Source organism: Clostridium paridis (assembly GCF_016765615.1).
GTDB lineage: Bacteria > Bacillota > Clostridia > Clostridiales > Clostridiaceae > Clostridium_T > Clostridium_T paridis.
In genome coordinates, this window is record NZ_JAESWA010000023.1 from 111,513 (window position 1) to 128,291 (window position 16,779).

The window sequence follows — 16,779 nt, forward strand, 5'->3', positions numbered from 1 at the left end:
TCGTCCCTTTATTGGGATGAAGGATTTTTTTATTTTCTAAATTAAACAATATTAAAAATTAGGGGGCATTAGAATGGAAGAAATATTAGAAATTTTAGAGAAGAATAGTAGATACACAGATGAACAAATAGCCACAATGGCAGGAAAATCTGTAGAAGAGGTTAGAGATGCCATTAGGGATTTTGAAGAAAGAAGTATAATTGCTGGATATACAACATTAATTAATTGGGAAAATACAGGTAAGGAAACAGTCACTGCATTAATAGAGGTGAAGGTTACTCCACAAAGAGGTGAAGGCTTTGATAAGGTTGCAGAAAGAATATATAATTTTCCACAAGTTAAAGCATGTTACCTTATGTCAGGTGGCTTCGATTTAACAGTAATAATTGAAGGAAAAACTATGAAGGAAGTTGCTCTTTTTGTTTCAGAAAAGCTAGCTGTGCAAGAGTACGTATTAAGTACAGCAACTCACTTTGTGTTAAAAAAATATAAAGATCATGGAACAATATTTAAGGAGAAACAAATAGATGATAGGGAGGCAATATTTATATGATATTAGAAAATATGATTTTAGATAATGTGAAAAATATGCCTCCATCTGGTATAAGAAAATATTTTGATTTGATTAATGAAATGGAGGATGTTATTTCATTAGGAGTAGGGGAACCTGATTTTGTAACCCCATGGAATGTAAGGGAAGCTGGTATTTATTCACTTGAGCAAGGACATACACACTATTCTTCAAATGCTGGTTTTATTGAGTTAAGATATGAGATATCAAAATACCTTAATAGAAGATTTAATCTACAGTATGATCCTAAAGAAGAAATTATAGTTACAGTAGGAGGAAGTGAAGGAATAGATATAGCGTTAAGAGCATTAGTTGGTCCTGGAGATGAAGTAATCGTTCCTGAACCAAGTTTTGTAGCATATAAGGGTTGCACTGCTTTTACTGGAGCTACAGCAAAAGTGCTAAACTTAAGGGCAGAAGATGAATTTAAGTTGACTCCAGAAATATTAGAAAAAGCTATAACACCAAAAACCAAAGTAGTAATAGTACCATTTCCTAACAATCCAACTGGTGCTATAATGACGAGAGAAGAGCTCTCTGGAATTGTAGATGTATTAAAGGATAAAGATATAATTGTAATTTCAGATGAAATATATGCTGAATTATCTTACGGAAATGAGCATGTTTCAATAGCATCTTTCCCAGAAATGAAGGAAAAAACTTTAGTTATAAATGGATTTTCAAAGGCTTATGCTATGACTGGTTGGAGATTAGGATATATATGTGGACATCCAATATTAATTGATGCTATGAAGAAAATACATCAATATGCTATAATGTGTTCACCAACAACAGCTCAATACGCAGCTATAGAAGCGTTAAAGAACTCAGATGCAAGTGTTGAGGAAATGGTTAAGGAATATAATAGAAGAAGACGGGTATTAGTTGATGGATTTAGAAAGATGGGCTTGGAATGTTTTGAACCATTAGGAGCTTTTTATGTATTTCCAAGTATAAAATCCACCGGAATGTCTTCAGATGAATTTTGTGAAAAGCTGCTTATGGAAGAAAAGGTATTAGTGGTTCCAGGAAATGCATTTGGTGACTGTGGAGACGGATTCATTAGAGCATGTTATGCTTCATCTATGGACAATATTATGGAAGCATTAAGAAGAATAGAAAGATTTCTTAAAAAGCATAATAGTTAATTTATTTAAGGATTACTGTGATAATATAGGTTATATATATATATAATGCAAAAATCATATTACATCTCAAGGTCCAACTCTTATTTGAAACGTCTAAAAGCTTAACAGTGACATGTAAATTCTTTAATGCATTATATAGAGGAAACTTAACTTAAAACCCTATATGTCAGTAGTCCTTATATTTGCAAATAGAAGGTGATAAAAGTGAAAAAATTAAAGATTGTTATTGCTCCAGATTCATTTAAAGAAAGCATAGATGCCTTTAATGCAGCAGAAGCAATAAAAGAAGGATTTATTAAAGTATTTCCTGAAGCAGAGTATGAGGTTATTCCCATGGCTGACGGTGGAGAGGGGACTTCAGAAGTAATCATAAATGCCCTTAATGGAGAATTTATTGATGCAAATGTAACAGGCCCTTTAGGAAATATAATAGAAAGTAAATTTGGATATATAAATGAAGAAGATAAAGCAATAATAGAAATAGCAGCTGCATGTGGTCTTGCTTTAGTTCCCATAGATAAGAGAAATCCATTAAATACTACGAGTTTTGGAGTAGGAGAAATGATACTAAAAGCATTAGATAAAGGTGCTAAGCGTATTCTTATTGGGTTAGGTGGATCTTCAACAAATGATGGAGGCCTTGGTATGCTAGTAGCATTAGGGGCTAAAGTATATGATAATGAAGGAAATACTATAAATGGATATGGACAGGAATTAATTAAAGTAAATAATATAGATTTTACTTCAATAGATAAAAGAATTTATGAAGTAAATATTGAAGTTGCATGTGATGTTGAAAATCCATTAATAGGAGAGAAGGGTGCTACCTATACATTTGGCCCACAGAAGGGAGCAACAACTCAGATAATGCAAGAGCTAGAGTTAGGCATGAAAAACTATTCTAATAAAATAAAAGCATCTACAGGGATTGATATTGGTAATATACCAAAAGCTGGCGCAGCTGGAGGACTAGGAGCAGCATTTATGCTAATTGAAGGAAATATGAAAAAAGGAATAGATATAGTGCTAGAAAATATCAAGTTTGAAGAAAGAATAAAGAATGCTGATTATATAATCACTGGAGAAGGAAGTATTGATTCTCAGACTAAGTATGGAAAAACTATAGCTGGAATAGCAAAAATATCAAAAGCAAATAACATCCCAGTTATTGTAGAAGCAGGAAGAGTGAGTGATGATATTTCAGAACTCTATGAGATGGGAGTGACTGCAGTTTTTGGAATTGTTGATGAGCCTAAAACATTAGAAGACGCATTAGTAGATGGATACAATTCGTTAAGAAAAGAATCAGAAAACATAGCAAGGTTATTAGCAGTAAAAAAGAACTAAAAAAGTCGTTGTCACAAAATCACATTTGAGACAACGACTTTTTTATAGGAAATTTAATTTATTCTTGTTTGATATCAGGCATGAATAAGTTATTTGTTGAACTTAAAACCATATATTTTAACTAATTATACCCTCATTAATTAATTGAATTGCAGCTTCTTTCTCGACAGGTCTACTAAAATAGTATCCTTGAATTTTATCACAATTATAATTATCTAAAAATCTTAATTGGTCTTGAGTTTCAACTCCCTCAGCAACAACATTCAAATCCATCTTGTGTCCTATATCTATTATATTTTCAACTAAAGAACTTTTATTAGAAATGATTATATCATCTATAAAACTTTTATCTATTTTTAAGGTTGTTATAGGTAGTTGCTTTAAATAACTAAGGGAAGAATAACCTTTTCCAAAATCATCTAAAGCTATTTTTACTCCCATTCCACGAAGCTGTTCTAATTTACTATTGATTAATTCATAAGATTCTATAAATATTGACTCAGTTATTTCAATTTCTAGTTGTGATGGTGAAACTGAAGTTTCATTTAATATTCTAAGAACAGTATCGATAAAATCACTCTGCATTAACTGAATAACAGAAACATTAACTGAAATATAACAATCACTATTATGATTCGTATGGATTTCTTTAATAAATTCACAAGCAGTTTTTAATACCCAAGTACCTATTTCGATTATTTTGTGATTCTCTTCAGCGATGCTAATAAAATCTAGAGGAGAAACAAAACCAAGTTCAGGGTTGTTCCATCGAATTAGAGCTTCAAAACTAGATATTTTATTAGTTTTTAAATTAACTTGTGGTTGATAATGCAGATAAAACTCATTTCTATTAATGGCATCTCTTAAATGTCTTTCTATTTTCATTCGTCCGACAACTTCTTTATTCATGCCATCATTGTAAAATGTATAGTTGTTCTTACCTAATTTCTTTGAGTTATACATTGCTATATCTGACTTTGTTAACAATTCATCTAAATCTAAACCATCCTTAGGGAAAAGTGATATACCTAAGCTTGTTGTAATTTGGACTAGATTATTATTTAAATTAAAAGGTTCACTAAAGATATTAAGGATAGATTCGGAGAAATCTTTTACGTGTTCATGACTAGATATATCTCTCATAAATATGATGAATTCATCTCCACCTAGGCGTATTAATGTATCTTCATCACCTAAAGTTCTCATTAATCTGTCACCAATAGCACTGATTAATATATCACCAAAACTATGCCCTAATGTATCATTTATATATTTGAAATTATCTATATCTAAAAATATAAGTGCACTTTCTATTTCAGAATTATTTGAACTTCCTAGCTCTAATGATTCATTTACAACTCGATATAAATACTGTCTATTAGGAAGATCTGTTAAAAAATCATGATAAGCCATATATTCTAGCTTATGTTGGTATTCTTTTAGTTCAGATATATCTTTATGTGATGCCACAACTCTATATGGATCCCCATTTTTATCGTAAATTGTTTTACCAGTAGAAATCATCCAAATGTAAGAGCCAGATTTAGTTTTAATTCTATATTCAATTGTATAGGAGTCAGTTTTTCTATCCCAATGATCTTTAATTATAGTATCTATGCTTGAGGTATCTTCTAGGTGTATTAGGTCTTTAAAGCCAATAGAATTAAATTCATCTCTAGAATATCCTAAAAGCTCGAACCATCTATCAGAAAAGTGCATGGTGTTATCCTTAACTCTCCAGTCAAATAAAGCATCAGATGAAGCTTCAGAAATTAGTTTATAGAGTTTTTCGCTTTCTTTTAAGTTTTCTTCACTAATAGCAAGCTCATCATATTTTTCTCTTAATTCTTCCTCAAGAGCAGTTATTTCTTCATAGGAAGCTTCAAGTTCTTCGTAGTTACTTGTTAAATCTAACTCGTATTCCCTTCTTGCAGCACCAGCTTTGTTTAAAGAGTCAGCTAGTAGTCCAATTTCATCCTTAGTTTTTATATCGATATTATGATCTAAGTTCCCCTCTGTAATTGATTTTGCAAAAGATACTAACTTCTTTAATTGTTCTGAGATAACTGAAGCTATATGAATTCCTAAGATAATAGCAATAATTAAACCTGATATACCAAAAAAAATTGTAGAAATAAGTGTATTCATATATAAACTCTCATTTTCGGCTTGTGATTCTTTTGCTAAATCTAAATTAAATTGTATATAATCATCTGTGTTTTTAATTATATTATTGCTAAATGCATTTAACTTGGAATATGTCTTAGAAGCCTCATCATAATTACCTTCATCCAAATAATTAAATAGATCCTTTCTGTAGTTTCTATAATCTTTTAAGATTAGGGTAAATTCATTAAAAAGTTCTTGATCCTTAACTTCGGAGATGGTTTGAGAATAATCATTTAGAAGGGAATCATCTTGATTTTTTAAATTTTCAATTTCATTTCTTAAGTTAACATATGTACCTTTGTCTTTTTCATTTATGATTTTATATATATCAAAATTTATTTGTATCAAATTTGATTTTATAGCAGAAATATTTTTCATAGCTTGAAAGTTTCTTTTATATAAATCATTAGAATTTTCATTTAATTTACCAATGTTTCTTATTCCTATAAAACCTACGATCCCGCTAAATAGGGCCACAATTATAAATGATAAAGTAAGCTTTTGTTTAATTTTTAAATTATAAAACCAGTTCATTATTTATCTCCTTAATTATATGGTTTTTTTTATGGGAAACTTAATTTATCCTTGTTTGATATCAGGCACGAATAAATTATTAGTTGAACTTAAAAAACTGTAGTTTAAAACTATATTTTAAATTAAATGTGGATTTCAGTAGTTATTAATTTTTAGTAAATAATAGTTACAAATAATAAAATTATATAATATACAGTATTCAATATCAATAAAATTCAATTTATTGGGTACTACTTATTATTATACAATAGTATATACTTTTATAAAATAAATTTATATTGATATATAAGATATTAAGATCATTGATTTATTTGTAAATTTATAATTTTAATATCTTCATAATATAAATAAAAAATGGTATGATATAGAAATGATAGAACGGATATGAAATATTCTTATGTTAGATTGTATATAATAAAAAAGAAATGGCTATTGGAGGTAAACTTAAGATGTTAAAAATATGGGGAAAAGTAATTAAGGAAAATAGGATTATTAAAGATGAGGTAGCTATTTCAGATATAGAGGGAACATATCAAGAGAATTTGAAAGTATGTATAAACGAACTTTGCTATAAGTTCGATATAGCTAAACCTTATTGGCTGCCTAGCAATCTTGATGAGTATAATAAGAGAAGCAAGACAAGTTTTAATGAAGATAATTTTATTGAAGAAATTGATTTTGATAGATTTATGATTGAAGAAATTGATTTTAAGGATTGAGTTACATAGATAATTCGACCCTTTTTAATTTTGAAACATAATTAATTATGTGGAGGTAACTATATGAAATTTATGAAGTTGTTATTAATATTTATACCAATAAGTATAGTTGGGGAGTTTTTACACTTTTCTCCTACAATAATGTTTATTTTGGCGGCGTTAGCTATAGTACCATTAGCAGGGTTAATGGGTGAAGCAACAGAAGAAATATCGTACTACACAGGGCCGAAACTAGGAGGATTTCTAAACGCGACATTTGGAAATGCAACAGAACTCATTATATCATTTTTTGCATTAAAAGAGGGACTATTTGATGTTGTTAAAGCTTCAATTGCTGGGTCCGTTATAGGAAATATACTATTAGTACTTGGAGCAAGTATGCTTGCAGGTGGATTAAAATTTAAAACTCAAACGTTTAATAAAAAAATTGTGGAAGTATCTTCAAGTATGTTGCTATTTGCAGTTATTGGGCTTAGTATTCCTGCAATCTTCACACATACATTAAAATCAGAGTTATTAAATACTCAATATGAAGGATTGAGTGTGGCAGTTGCTGTTATTATGATAATTATTTATCTATTTAGTTTATATTTTAACTTTTTTACACATAAAGATCTTTATGTATTAAATGATGAAGAGCAAAGAGAAGCAAATTGGTCATTAAAGAAATCTATTTTTGTATTAATTGTAGCAACTGTGTTAATAGCTATAGAAAGTGAATTTTTAGTTAGTGCAGTTGAACCTATGACTGAAGCGCTAGGCTTAAGCACATTCTTTGTAGGAATAATATTAATACCTATTATTGGAAATGCAGCAGAGCATAGTACAGCTGTAGTAATGGCTATCAAAAATAAGATGGATGTATCAATAGAGATTGCAATAGGATCTAGTTTGCAGATTATACTATTTGTTGCACCTGTATTAATATTCTTAAGTCTACTATTTACTCCAATGAGTATAATATTTAATGAATTTGAATTGATTTCTCTCGTGGTATCCGTGCTTATAGCGAATAGAGTAGCAAGTGACGGAGAGTCAAACTGGTTAGAAGGAGTTCAGCTTCTAGCTGTTTATTTTATAATAGGAGCGTCATTCTTTATAATTTAAATATAGAACGGTTCGCAACTGATTTTGTTAATCTAGTTGCGAACCGTTTAATTTATCCTAAGAATTCTGGAATTTCCTTATTCTCGGAAGTTAGAGCTTTTTTTACTATTGTAAGATTGATTTTGTTGTCTATTTTACGTAAATCAACAGTATATTTACAATTGCACTTATTACATATTAAATAATCTGTTTCATTTAAGTTTTCTCTATTATCAAATAGAAATGATGATTCCCTAGATTTTATATATGAATTCATTAAATCAGAAGAAGAGGTTATATCATAGGTATATTCATAGGTTGCTCTTCTTTTTAACTTAAATTCTGTTCCATTACATTCTTTGCATACTAAGGTTTCTAATGTATCCATCTTTATCCTCCAATTGATTCAAAATTGCATATTATGGATTATTATGCTTAAAAAGTAGTATTACCTTTTTGAAATTTATAATACCTAAAAGTACATATTATGACAAAGTAGTTTCTAGAATTATACAAAACCAATATAAATAATCGAGTTATGCTATAATTTTAAAAAAAATAGTGTTATAATCTTTTGTAGATTTAAATTTTGACATATGAAGGAGTGGAATTATGGCGTACAAAGATTTACATAATTTTGTGAATCACTTAGAAAATAATAATGAACTAAAAAGAATATCCACAGAAGTAGATTCTTATTTAGAAATAACAGAAATAGCTGATAGGGTATCTAAAGAATATGGACCAGCACTGTTATTTGAGAATGTTAAAAATTCGAAATATCCAGTATTAATTAATGCCATGGGAACTTATGAGAGAATGGCTATGTCACTTGGCGTTGAAAAATTAGATGACATAGGTAATGATATATCTGAATTTATTGATATGACAAATTACTTAGGACTTATGAATAAATTTAAGTCACTACCAAGACTTACAAGATTAGCTACAGTATTTCCTATAAAATTACCTACTAAAGGCGCATGCCAAGAGGTAATAGAAATGGACCCAGATTTGAGCACGTTGCCAATATTACATTGTTGGCCGCAAGATGCAGGAAGATTTGTAACATTGCCCTTAGTTTTTACCAAAGACCCTGAAACTGAAACACAAAATGTAGGAATGTATAGACTTCAAGTTTTTGATAAAAATACTACTGGGATGCATTGGCATTTGCACAAAGACGGAAGAGAAATATATGAAAAATATAAATTAAAAGGTGGCAAGATGCCTGTATCTGTAGCATTGGGATGTGATCCTGCAATAACATACTCAGCAACTGCTCCATTACCAAAGATGATAGATGAAATGATGTTTGCAGGATTTTTAAGAAAGTCTCCAGTAAAACTAGTTAAATCTATTACTAATGATATTTATGTACCAGCTGATGCTGAATTTGTAATAGAAGGATATGTTGATGTAAATGAAGATCTTAGATTAGAAGGTCCATTTGGAGACCATACAGGTTATTATTCTCTAGCAGATTATTATCCAGTTTTTCATGTAACATGCATAACACACAAGAAAAAAGCGATATATCCAGCTACAATTGTTGGAAAGCCTCCTATGGAAGATTGTTATATGGGGAAAGCAACAGAGAGAATATTCTTACCATTATTAAAAATGCAGTATCCTGATATTATTGATATTAATTTTCCACTTGAAGGAGTATTCCATAATTGTGTAATTGTTTCTATAAAGAAAAGATATCCAGGACATGCAAAGAAAATAATGAATTCTTTGTGGGGAATTGGGCAAATGATGTATACAAAAATGATAATTGTTGTGGATGAAAATGTAAGTCCACAAGATATCTCTACTGTAGCATGGAAGGTATTTAATAATATTGATGCAAAAAGAGATGTAGTAATATCAGAAGGTCCACTTGATGCTTTAGATCATGCATCAGATTTGCCACACTATGGATATAGAATGGGTATAGATGCAACTAAAAAGTGGAAAAGTGAGGGTCATGCAAGAGAATGGCCAGATGATATAGAAATGAATGATGAAGTTAAAGAACTTGTATCTAGAAGGTGGAAAGAATATGGTTTTTAATAAAGTAATTAAGAAAGCACATGATTATGGTGTTTTAGTCATGTTTTCACATACGATATTTTCTCTTTCCTTTGCATTGATTTCCATGTTACTTGCTGGGAATGGGATGCCTCCAATTAACAAACTAATATGGATACTTGTTGCATTTTTAGGGGCAAGAACAGGCGCAAATGCAATTAATAGAGTAATCGATGCTGAAATAGATAAAAAGAATCCAAGAACGTCAGTAAGACAAATTCCACAAGGAAAGATGAATAAAAGAGAAGTTATAGTATTTTCGATTGTTTGTTTTTTAGTTATGGTTTTTGCAGCAGCACAGTTAAATTTATTATGTCTAATATTATCTCCAATAGCCTTGTTTTTAATGACAATATATTCCTATACTAAGAGATTTACTTGGATGTGTCATTTGGTATTAGGGGTTACATGTGCAGCAGCTCCAGTTGGAGCATGGATAGCAGTTACAGGAAGTATTTCTTTACTGCCTTTATTTATGGGAGCTGCAAATACTTTATGGGTAGCAGGATTTGACATAATTTATGGAGCCCAAGACTATGAGTTTGATACTAATAATGGAATAAATTCAATACCTGCAAGATTTGGTGTGAAAAATTCTCTTCTAATATCATCATTTTTTCATGTTCTAGCAATGATATTTTTAGTTATTGTCGGGCTATTAAGCTCAAGCTTAGGAATTATTTATTTTATTGGATTAGCTATTATTGGAGTGCTTTTCTTTGTAGAGCATAAGATTATTTCACCAGATAATTTATCTCAAGTTACAATAGCATCTTACGGAATTAATCAAATTGTAAGTATAGTATTATTGATATTTGGCTTAATAGATTTCTTTATTTAAGGAATTTGGAGGAAGATAAATGAAGAAAGTACTTATAGGAATAACTGGTGCTAGTGGAAGCTTATATGCCAAAAGACTGATTGAGGAATTAGTTCAAAAGGATATTTTTGTTTACATAGTTGCATCAGATAATGGGAAAAAAGTAATGGAATATGAAACTTCCATTAATTTAGAAAGTTGGGTATATTCTTTAAAAGAAAAATATAAAAATATACAGTTAGAAGATATAAACAATATGTTTTCGAATGTAGCAAGTGGCTCTTATAAGTTAGATGGAGTTATAATAATACCTTGTTCAATGGGAACATTAGGTGAAATTAGTAATGGAATATCTAAGAATTTAATAGCTAGAGCAGCTGATGTTGCACTAAAAGAAAGAAGAAATTTAATAATTGTACCGAGAGAAACTCCATTTAATACTATCCATCTGGAAAATATGTTAAAGCTTTCGAAAATGGGAGCTACAATACTTCCAGCTATGCCAGGATTTTATCATAAACCTGAAACACTTGAGGATTTAGTGAATTTTGTTATAGGTAAAATATTAGATTATCTTTCAATTGAAAATGATTTATTTAAAAAATGGGGGAATTAAAATGCTAAAATTTAAAAAAATAATAGGAGTTGCACTTGTGACTACATTAATGGGTGCAACATTAATTTCATGTAATAAAAAAGAAAAAGAAGAAGATAAAACTACTTTAACAATTGGAGTAATGAGTTCAATAGATGCGGTACCAATGTTTATTGCAAAGGAAAAAGATTATTATAAAAAAGAAGGAGTAAATGTTGATATTCAAGTGTTTAAGAACTCTAAAGATAGAGATGCAGCGTTACAAGCTGGTACATTAGATGGAGTTATTTGTGATGAAGTTGCAGTTAATCTTTATCAAAATGCAAATTTTGATGTTAAAATAACTGGAGTAACTGATGGTAACTTTGTATTAATTGCTGGCGCAAAATCAAATATTAAATCTTATGGAGATTTAAAAGGTAAAAGCGTCGCAATCTCTGAAAAAACATGTATGGAATATACATTAGACAAGCTTCTTGAGAAAAATTCTATAGATATTAGTACAGTAAATAAAACTGCAGTACCTGCAATACCAACAAGATACGAAATGCTTAAAGAAGGAAAAATTGATGCAGCACTACTTCCTGAACCATTCTCTACATTAGCTTTAAATGATGGTGGAGTAAAACTTGGAAGTGCTATGGATGCCAATATATTCTCGTCAGTTTCAGCATTTACACAAAAAGCTATTGATAGCAAGTCAAAAGAAATTAAAAATTTCTATAAGGCATATAATGATGCTGTTAAGTATATAAATTCAACACCAATTAGTGAATATGAAAAAACAGTTATAGATACTGTTGGATATCCAAAAGAAATGTCAGGAAAAATTGTATTACCAAAGTATAGAGAAAATGTTCTTCCAGATGATAAGGATTTAGAAACAGTAATTAAATGGGTAGAAGATAAAGGATTGAGTAAAAAGAGTCTAAAAGCTAGTGATTTAGTAAGTGATGTTGGAATTAAATAAATATGATATGAAGCTCTTAGAGAGTTACTCTGGAGGTATAGTATGTTAGAGATTAAAGAAGTATCATTTAAATATAGTTCAAGAGATAAGGCTGGGAATGATTTCCCAGCCCTTGGACCTATTAGCCTAAATATAGAGTCAAAAGACATTTATGCAGTCATTGGACCCTCTGGCTGCGGAAAGTCAACCTTGCTTCACCTCTTAAGTGGTGTAATTAATGGACATGCAGGAGAGATTTTGCTAGATGGTAAACAATTGAGCCCTAAAAGACATTCCATAGGCTTTATACCTCAAAGTTATGGGCTTTTACCATGGAAAACAGTTGAAAAGAATTGCCTATTATCTCTTAAGATAAAAGGAGAGAAAGCAGAATTAAATAAAAAGATAACTTCTGTATTAACAAGACTCAATATATTAGATTTAAAAGATAGATATCCTAAAGAATTAAGTGGTGGGCAAAAACAAAGAGTAGCTATTGCTAGAGCATTAATTATGAACCCGGATCTTCTATTAATGGATGAACCTTTTTCAGCATTAGATGCATTAACCAGAGAAGAAGCTCAGAGCTTATTCATTGAAGTATGGGAAGAGTATAAACCTATTACGATATTTGTTACACATAATATTGATGAGGCTATAGCAATTGGTAATAAGATACTAATTATGTCTGAAGGACCTGGTAAAGTTATTGAAATAATAAATAACCCGCTTTTTAATCAAAAGGATATAAGGGAGAAAGAGGAATACTTTAAATTATCTACTTATATAAGAAGCATCATAAAAAATGGGTGGAGGGTAAATAGTCATGAATAAGCTAATAACATTCATTAAAGGTTTTATAATGTTTAATATTCTATGGTATGTTATGGCATTAATAATAAATATGCAAGTTTTGCCAAATCCATTAGAAGTATATAAAAATATAGGAAATTTATTTGACCAAGATTTCTTTAAGCATATATTAATGAGCATGTATAGAGTTTTACTTGGACTTGGAGTTTCATTGCTAATAGGAATACCTATAGGGATACTTATGTCATATTCGGAAAAGTGGAATAAGATATTAAATCCATTTGTGTATTTTTCGTATCCAATTCCTAAAACAGCGTTATTACCAGTTGTAATGCTTTTGCTTGGTTTAGGAGATTCATCTAAAATAGTACTCATAGTTTTAATTGTTGTTTTTCAAGTAATTGTAACAGTTAGAGATTCTATAACAAAGATTTCCCAGGAAATTTATGTGCCACTAAGAAGTTTAGGTGCATCTAAGTCTCAAATATTGATGCATGTTACACTACCAGCTATATTACCAGATTTATTTACAAATCTAAGGCTATCAGTAGGAACTGCACTTTCAGTGTTATTCTTTTCGGAAGCATATGGGACTCATTATGGAATAGGTTATTATATACTTGATGCATGGACAAGGATTGACTATATATCAATGTATGCAGGAATAATGATAATAAGTTTAATTGGATGCCTATTATTTATTTTAATAGATGCTCTTCAAACTAAACTATGTAGATGGAATTAGGGAAAATCTGGTGAATAACTACTAAATAATAATTATTTTTAATAAAAATAGACAAAGAAAATTACCTATAATATAATTAATTATATATAGGTTTTTTTTTAGAAACTTAACTTGTTCTTGTTTGAAAATGTAATATTATGGACATTTTCAAGCACGAATAAGTTGTTAGTTGAACTTAAAACCCTATATGATTTTATGAAAATTAGGGGTGATATTAATTTGAGAAACGTAGTAAGGGGAAATAAAAAAAGAAGTTTTTTAAAGGTTTACATATGTATTTTCTTTGCGGTTTTTTTACTACTTAATTCCACTTATTTTCATAACAAAACATATGCAGCTGAAAGAGAATATAATGTCTTATTAATTAATTCCTATGATAGTACATTTACATGGACTAAAGAAGAAACTTCAGGAATTTTTAAAACACTAAATAATTCAAACATGAATATTAAAACTAATGTTGAATATATGGATTGGAAAAACTATCCGTATGATGAGAATATAGAAAATATCAAAAATCAATTAAAATATAAATACTCAAATAAAAAAATAGATCTAATTATTACTACTGACGATGCAGCATTAGATTTTGCATTGAAGAACAGAGATGATATCACTGGAAATGTTCCTATAGTATTTTGTGGAGTATACGGATATTCAGCAAATTTGATACTAAGGAACTATAATAATATAACTGGTGCTTTGGAGAGGATAGATACTAAAGGAACATTAAGTGCTGCACTTAAGATTTATCCGGGAACAAAGAAGGTATATGTCATTCACGATGATACAGAAAGTGGTATTTCATCAGTAAGTGAAATAAATCAGTCAATTAAAGAGTTAAATAAAAATTTAGAGGTTATTTCTTTAGATAAAATAAGGATTGGTAGTCTAGAGGAAGATTTGCCTAAGAATACTGATGATAGCATATTTATTATGACTACATTTTCTAGAGACGTTACTGGAAAAACCGTTCAGATTGAAGATATGACTAAAAAAATAAGCAATATATTAGACAAGCCTCTTTTTCAAGTTTATGGTATGACAAAAGGTTATGGAACATTAGGTGGCAGTTTGCTTAATGGAGAAGACCATGGAAGTAGAGCTGCTTTAATGGTGCTGGATATTTTAAAAGGAAAGTCCATAAATGAAATACCCATTTATGATAAGGTAGACTCTAAAAATATTTTTGATTATAGTGTAATGCAAAAATATAAAATATCTGACGGACAACTACCAGAAAATAGCATAGTTATTAACAAACCTTTTTCATTTTATGAAAGTTATAGGGTTTTAGTGTGGACAGTATTAGCTATAATTTTATTACTTCTAATGTTAATTACTTTTCTAATAATCAATATATTAAGCAGAAGGAAGGCTGAAAAGGAACTTATTCAAAGCAATCAAGAATTATCTGACTTATATGAAGAATTAGCAACTTCTGATGAAGAACTTAGAGCTCAATATATTGAATTGGAAGAAAATAAAGAAATTATTGAGAAAACCGAGGAAATGTATAGACTTGTTTTTGAAACTAGTAATGATGGATTATGGGAAATTGATTTAAAGACAAATGAAAGGTTTTTTTCGGATAGATGGTATGAGATTTTTGGATTACCAAAAGAAAAGGTAAAAGATATGGAAGATTGGTACAAATTAATACACCCAGAGGATTATGATAAGGCCAAGAAGTGTATTGAGGATATTACCAACGGCTCCTGCGAAGTATTTGCTAATGATTTTAGGATCATGGATAATGAAGGAAATTATAAATGGATTCACGGTCGTGGAAAAGGTGTTAAGGATGCAAATGGTATTACATATAGAATTGCTGGATCACATTCTGATATTCATGACAAAAAAGTTCAAGAAGAACAGATTAGACGAATGGCTTATTATGATAGTTTGACAGGTTTAGTGAATAGAAGCAATTTTGAAATTCAAGTGGCTAATAAGATAAAAGATACAAAAAATAAAAGTGCATTAATATTTATGGATTTAGATAATTTTAAAAATGTTAATGATTCATTTGGACACACCTTAGGAGACGAACTTATTATTCAGGTGGCAAATATCTTAAAAAACATTATCTATGAAAAAGGTGTAGTAGGAAGACTTGGAGGAGACGAATTCTTAATTTTACTAACTAATATAAAAGAAAATAGTTATGTTGAGAATATATTGGAAGAGATAATAAATAGATTTAATAAAAAGATATTAATTAATGAAGTTGCTATTTCTACATCAGCCAGTTTTGGAATTGCATTATATCCAACAGATGGGGATAATTTTGAAGATTTGCTTAAGAATGCAGATACAGCAATGTATAAAGCTAAAGAGTACGGCAAAAGAAAATTTGTGTTTTTTGAACAGTGGATGAATGATGATATTACTGAGATGGTAGTTTTAGAGAATTTAATGAGACAGGCTTTGGTAAACAATGAGTTTACTTTGAATTTTCAACCCAAATTTTGTTTAAGTAGTGACAAAATTCAAGGGTTTGAAGCATTAATTAGGTGGAACAGTCCAAGTGAAGGTTTTATTTCACCTTTGAAGTTTATACCACTGGCTGAAAAAACAGGATTAATTGTTCCGATAGGTAAGTGGGTAATAGAGAAAGCTTGTGAGTTTTTGAAAACTATGCATTCTTTAGGTTATGATGAAATAGATGTTTCAATAAACGTATCTGTAATTCAGTTAGTACAAGAAGATTTTATACCTATGTTTAAAGCAATAATATTAGAGAAGAACATTGATCCTAGAACTATACATATTGAAATAACCGAGTCCGTACTTATGGAATCTATAGATACAAATATCTATAAAATTGAAGAACTGAAAAAAATGGGAGTAAAGATAGATTTAGACGACTTTGGTAAAGGTTATTCATCTTTAACTTACCTAAAGGATATGAATTTTGATGTACTAAAAATTGATAAAGTTTTTATTGACGAAATAAGTGAGAATAAGAATTATCAAGATGGTGATTCAAGTATTGTGGGAACAATTATTAAATTAGCACATCAAATGGGACTTAAGGTTGTAGCAGAAGGGGTAGAAGTAAAAGAACAATATGATTATTTAACTCAAAATAAATGCGATTATATTCAAGGCTATTATATTTCTAAACCAATTGAAATTTGTAAAATTCAAGAGTTAATGGATAGGTATAAATAAGAAATAAAGATGGTTAACAAGTATTAGTAT

The 16,779-nt window shown here is 29.6% G+C and carries 14 protein-coding genes and 1 other annotated feature (1 of these 15 cut by a window edge); of the genes, 12 read left to right on the forward strand and 2 right to left on the reverse strand.

Features of this window, described 5'->3' with window-relative positions; all coding sequences use genetic code 11:
• Window positions 1-11: a binding site (T-box leader), on the forward strand (it extends 240 nt beyond the left edge of the window).
• Window positions 12-73: 62 nt separating this feature from the next.
• The 3 genes from JK634_RS13620 to JK634_RS13630 all read left to right on the forward strand — a co-directional run bounded on the left by JK634_RS13620 (window position 74) and on the right by JK634_RS13630 (window position 3,066).
• Window positions 74-553, forward strand: coding sequence for an Lrp/AsnC family transcriptional regulator (locus JK634_RS13620; RefSeq protein WP_202768225.1), 480 nt, complete (start codon window positions 74-76; stop codon window positions 551-553).
• On the forward strand, window positions 550-1,719 hold the full coding sequence (locus JK634_RS13625; protein WP_202768226.1) for an aminotransferase class I/II-fold pyridoxal phosphate-dependent enzyme: 1,170 nt from the start codon (window positions 550-552) through the stop codon (window positions 1,717-1,719). Before JK634_RS13620 ends, JK634_RS13625 begins: the two co-directional genes overlap by 4 nt.
• 204 nt (window positions 1,720-1,923) lie before the next feature.
• Window positions 1,924-3,066: a glycerate kinase gene (locus tag JK634_RS13630; RefSeq protein WP_202768227.1), complete on the forward strand. Its 1,143-nt coding sequence runs from the start codon at window positions 1,924-1,926 to the stop codon at window positions 3,064-3,066.
• Between the two features lie 117 nt (window positions 3,067-3,183).
• Here the strand turns inward: JK634_RS13630 and JK634_RS13635 are convergent, their stop codons facing one another.
• Window positions 3,184-5,769, reverse strand: a complete 2,586-nt coding sequence (locus JK634_RS13635; RefSeq protein ID WP_202768228.1) for an EAL domain-containing protein — start codon at window positions 5,767-5,769, stop codon at window positions 3,184-3,186.
• Window positions 5,770-6,218: 449 nt separating this feature from the next.
• Between JK634_RS13635 and JK634_RS13640 the strand changes: the two genes are divergently transcribed.
• Entirely contained in the window at window positions 6,219-6,488 is a 270-nt protein-coding gene (locus JK634_RS13640; protein WP_202768229.1) for a hypothetical protein, read from the forward strand.
• Window positions 6,489-6,551: 63 nt separating this feature from the next.
• Entirely contained in the window at window positions 6,552-7,595 is a 1,044-nt protein-coding gene (gene cax / locus JK634_RS13645) for a calcium/proton exchanger (protein ID WP_202768230.1), read from the forward strand.
• A 52-nt stretch (window positions 7,596-7,647) separates the two neighbouring features.
• Here cax and JK634_RS13650 read toward each other — a convergent pair whose 3' ends face one another.
• Window positions 7,648-7,962, reverse strand: coding sequence for a hypothetical protein (locus JK634_RS13650; RefSeq protein ID WP_202768231.1), 315 nt, complete (start codon window positions 7,960-7,962; stop codon window positions 7,648-7,650).
• A gap of 224 nt (window positions 7,963-8,186) precedes the next feature.
• Between JK634_RS13650 and JK634_RS13655 the strand changes: the two genes are divergently transcribed.
• The 7 genes from JK634_RS13655 (at window position 8,187) to JK634_RS13685 (ending at window position 16,749) form a co-directional block, all read left to right on the forward strand.
• Window positions 8,187-9,632, forward strand: a complete 1,446-nt coding sequence (locus JK634_RS13655) for a menaquinone biosynthesis decarboxylase (protein ID WP_202768232.1) — start codon at window positions 8,187-8,189, stop codon at window positions 9,630-9,632.
• Complete coding sequence (locus JK634_RS13660; RefSeq protein WP_202768233.1) at window positions 9,622-10,491, forward strand: UbiA-like polyprenyltransferase; 870 nt, start codon at window positions 9,622-9,624, stop codon at window positions 10,489-10,491. The genes JK634_RS13655 and JK634_RS13660 overlap by 11 nt, the downstream gene beginning before the upstream one ends.
• Window positions 10,492-10,510: 19 nt before the next feature.
• A complete protein-coding gene (locus tag JK634_RS13665; protein ID WP_202768234.1) occupies window positions 10,511-11,086 on the forward strand; it encodes a UbiX family flavin prenyltransferase in 576 nt (191 codons plus the stop codon).
• 1 nt (window position 11,087) lies between these two features.
• A complete protein-coding gene (locus JK634_RS13670; RefSeq protein WP_202768235.1) occupies window positions 11,088-12,035 on the forward strand; it encodes an ABC transporter substrate-binding protein in 948 nt (315 codons plus the stop codon).
• A gap of 42 nt (window positions 12,036-12,077) precedes the next feature.
• Window positions 12,078-12,848: an ABC transporter ATP-binding protein gene (locus JK634_RS13675; RefSeq protein WP_202768236.1), complete on the forward strand. Its 771-nt coding sequence runs from the start codon at window positions 12,078-12,080 to the stop codon at window positions 12,846-12,848.
• A complete protein-coding gene (locus JK634_RS13680) occupies window positions 12,841-13,572 on the forward strand; it encodes an ABC transporter permease (protein ID WP_202768237.1) in 732 nt (243 codons plus the stop codon). The genes JK634_RS13675 and JK634_RS13680 overlap by 8 nt, the downstream gene beginning before the upstream one ends.
• Window positions 13,573-13,791: 219 nt before the next feature.
• Window positions 13,792-16,749, forward strand: a complete 2,958-nt coding sequence (locus JK634_RS13685) for an ABC transporter substrate binding protein (protein ID WP_202768238.1) — start codon at window positions 13,792-13,794, stop codon at window positions 16,747-16,749.
• The last annotated feature ends 30 nt before the right edge of the window (window positions 16,750-16,779 follow it).

Coding starts and splice junctions, on each gene's coding strand:
- JK634_RS13620 (WP_202768225.1), top strand. CDS start 74: ATGGAAGAAATATTAGAAATTTTAGAGAAGAATAGTAGATACACAGAT.
- JK634_RS13625 (WP_202768226.1), top strand. CDS start 550: ATGATATTAGAAAATATGATTTTAGATAATGTGAAAAATATGCCTCCA.
- JK634_RS13635 (WP_202768228.1), bottom strand. CDS start 5,769: ATGAACTGGTTTTATAATTTAAAAATTAAACAAAAGCTTACTTTATCA.
- JK634_RS13640 (WP_202768229.1), top strand. CDS start 6,219: ATGTTAAAAATATGGGGAAAAGTAATTAAGGAAAATAGGATTATTAAA.
- cax (WP_202768230.1), top strand. CDS start 6,552: ATGAAATTTATGAAGTTGTTATTAATATTTATACCAATAAGTATAGTT.
- JK634_RS13650 (WP_202768231.1), bottom strand. CDS start 7,962: ATGGATACATTAGAAACCTTAGTATGCAAAGAATGTAATGGAACAGAA.
- JK634_RS13655 (WP_202768232.1), top strand. CDS start 8,187: ATGGCGTACAAAGATTTACATAATTTTGTGAATCACTTAGAAAATAAT.
- JK634_RS13660 (WP_202768233.1), top strand. CDS start 9,622: ATGGTTTTTAATAAAGTAATTAAGAAAGCACATGATTATGGTGTTTTA.
- JK634_RS13665 (WP_202768234.1), top strand. CDS start 10,511: ATGAAGAAAGTACTTATAGGAATAACTGGTGCTAGTGGAAGCTTATAT.
- JK634_RS13670 (WP_202768235.1), top strand. CDS start 11,088: ATGCTAAAATTTAAAAAAATAATAGGAGTTGCACTTGTGACTACATTA.
- JK634_RS13675 (WP_202768236.1), top strand. CDS start 12,078: ATGTTAGAGATTAAAGAAGTATCATTTAAATATAGTTCAAGAGATAAG.
- JK634_RS13680 (WP_202768237.1), top strand. CDS start 12,841: ATGAATAAGCTAATAACATTCATTAAAGGTTTTATAATGTTTAATATT.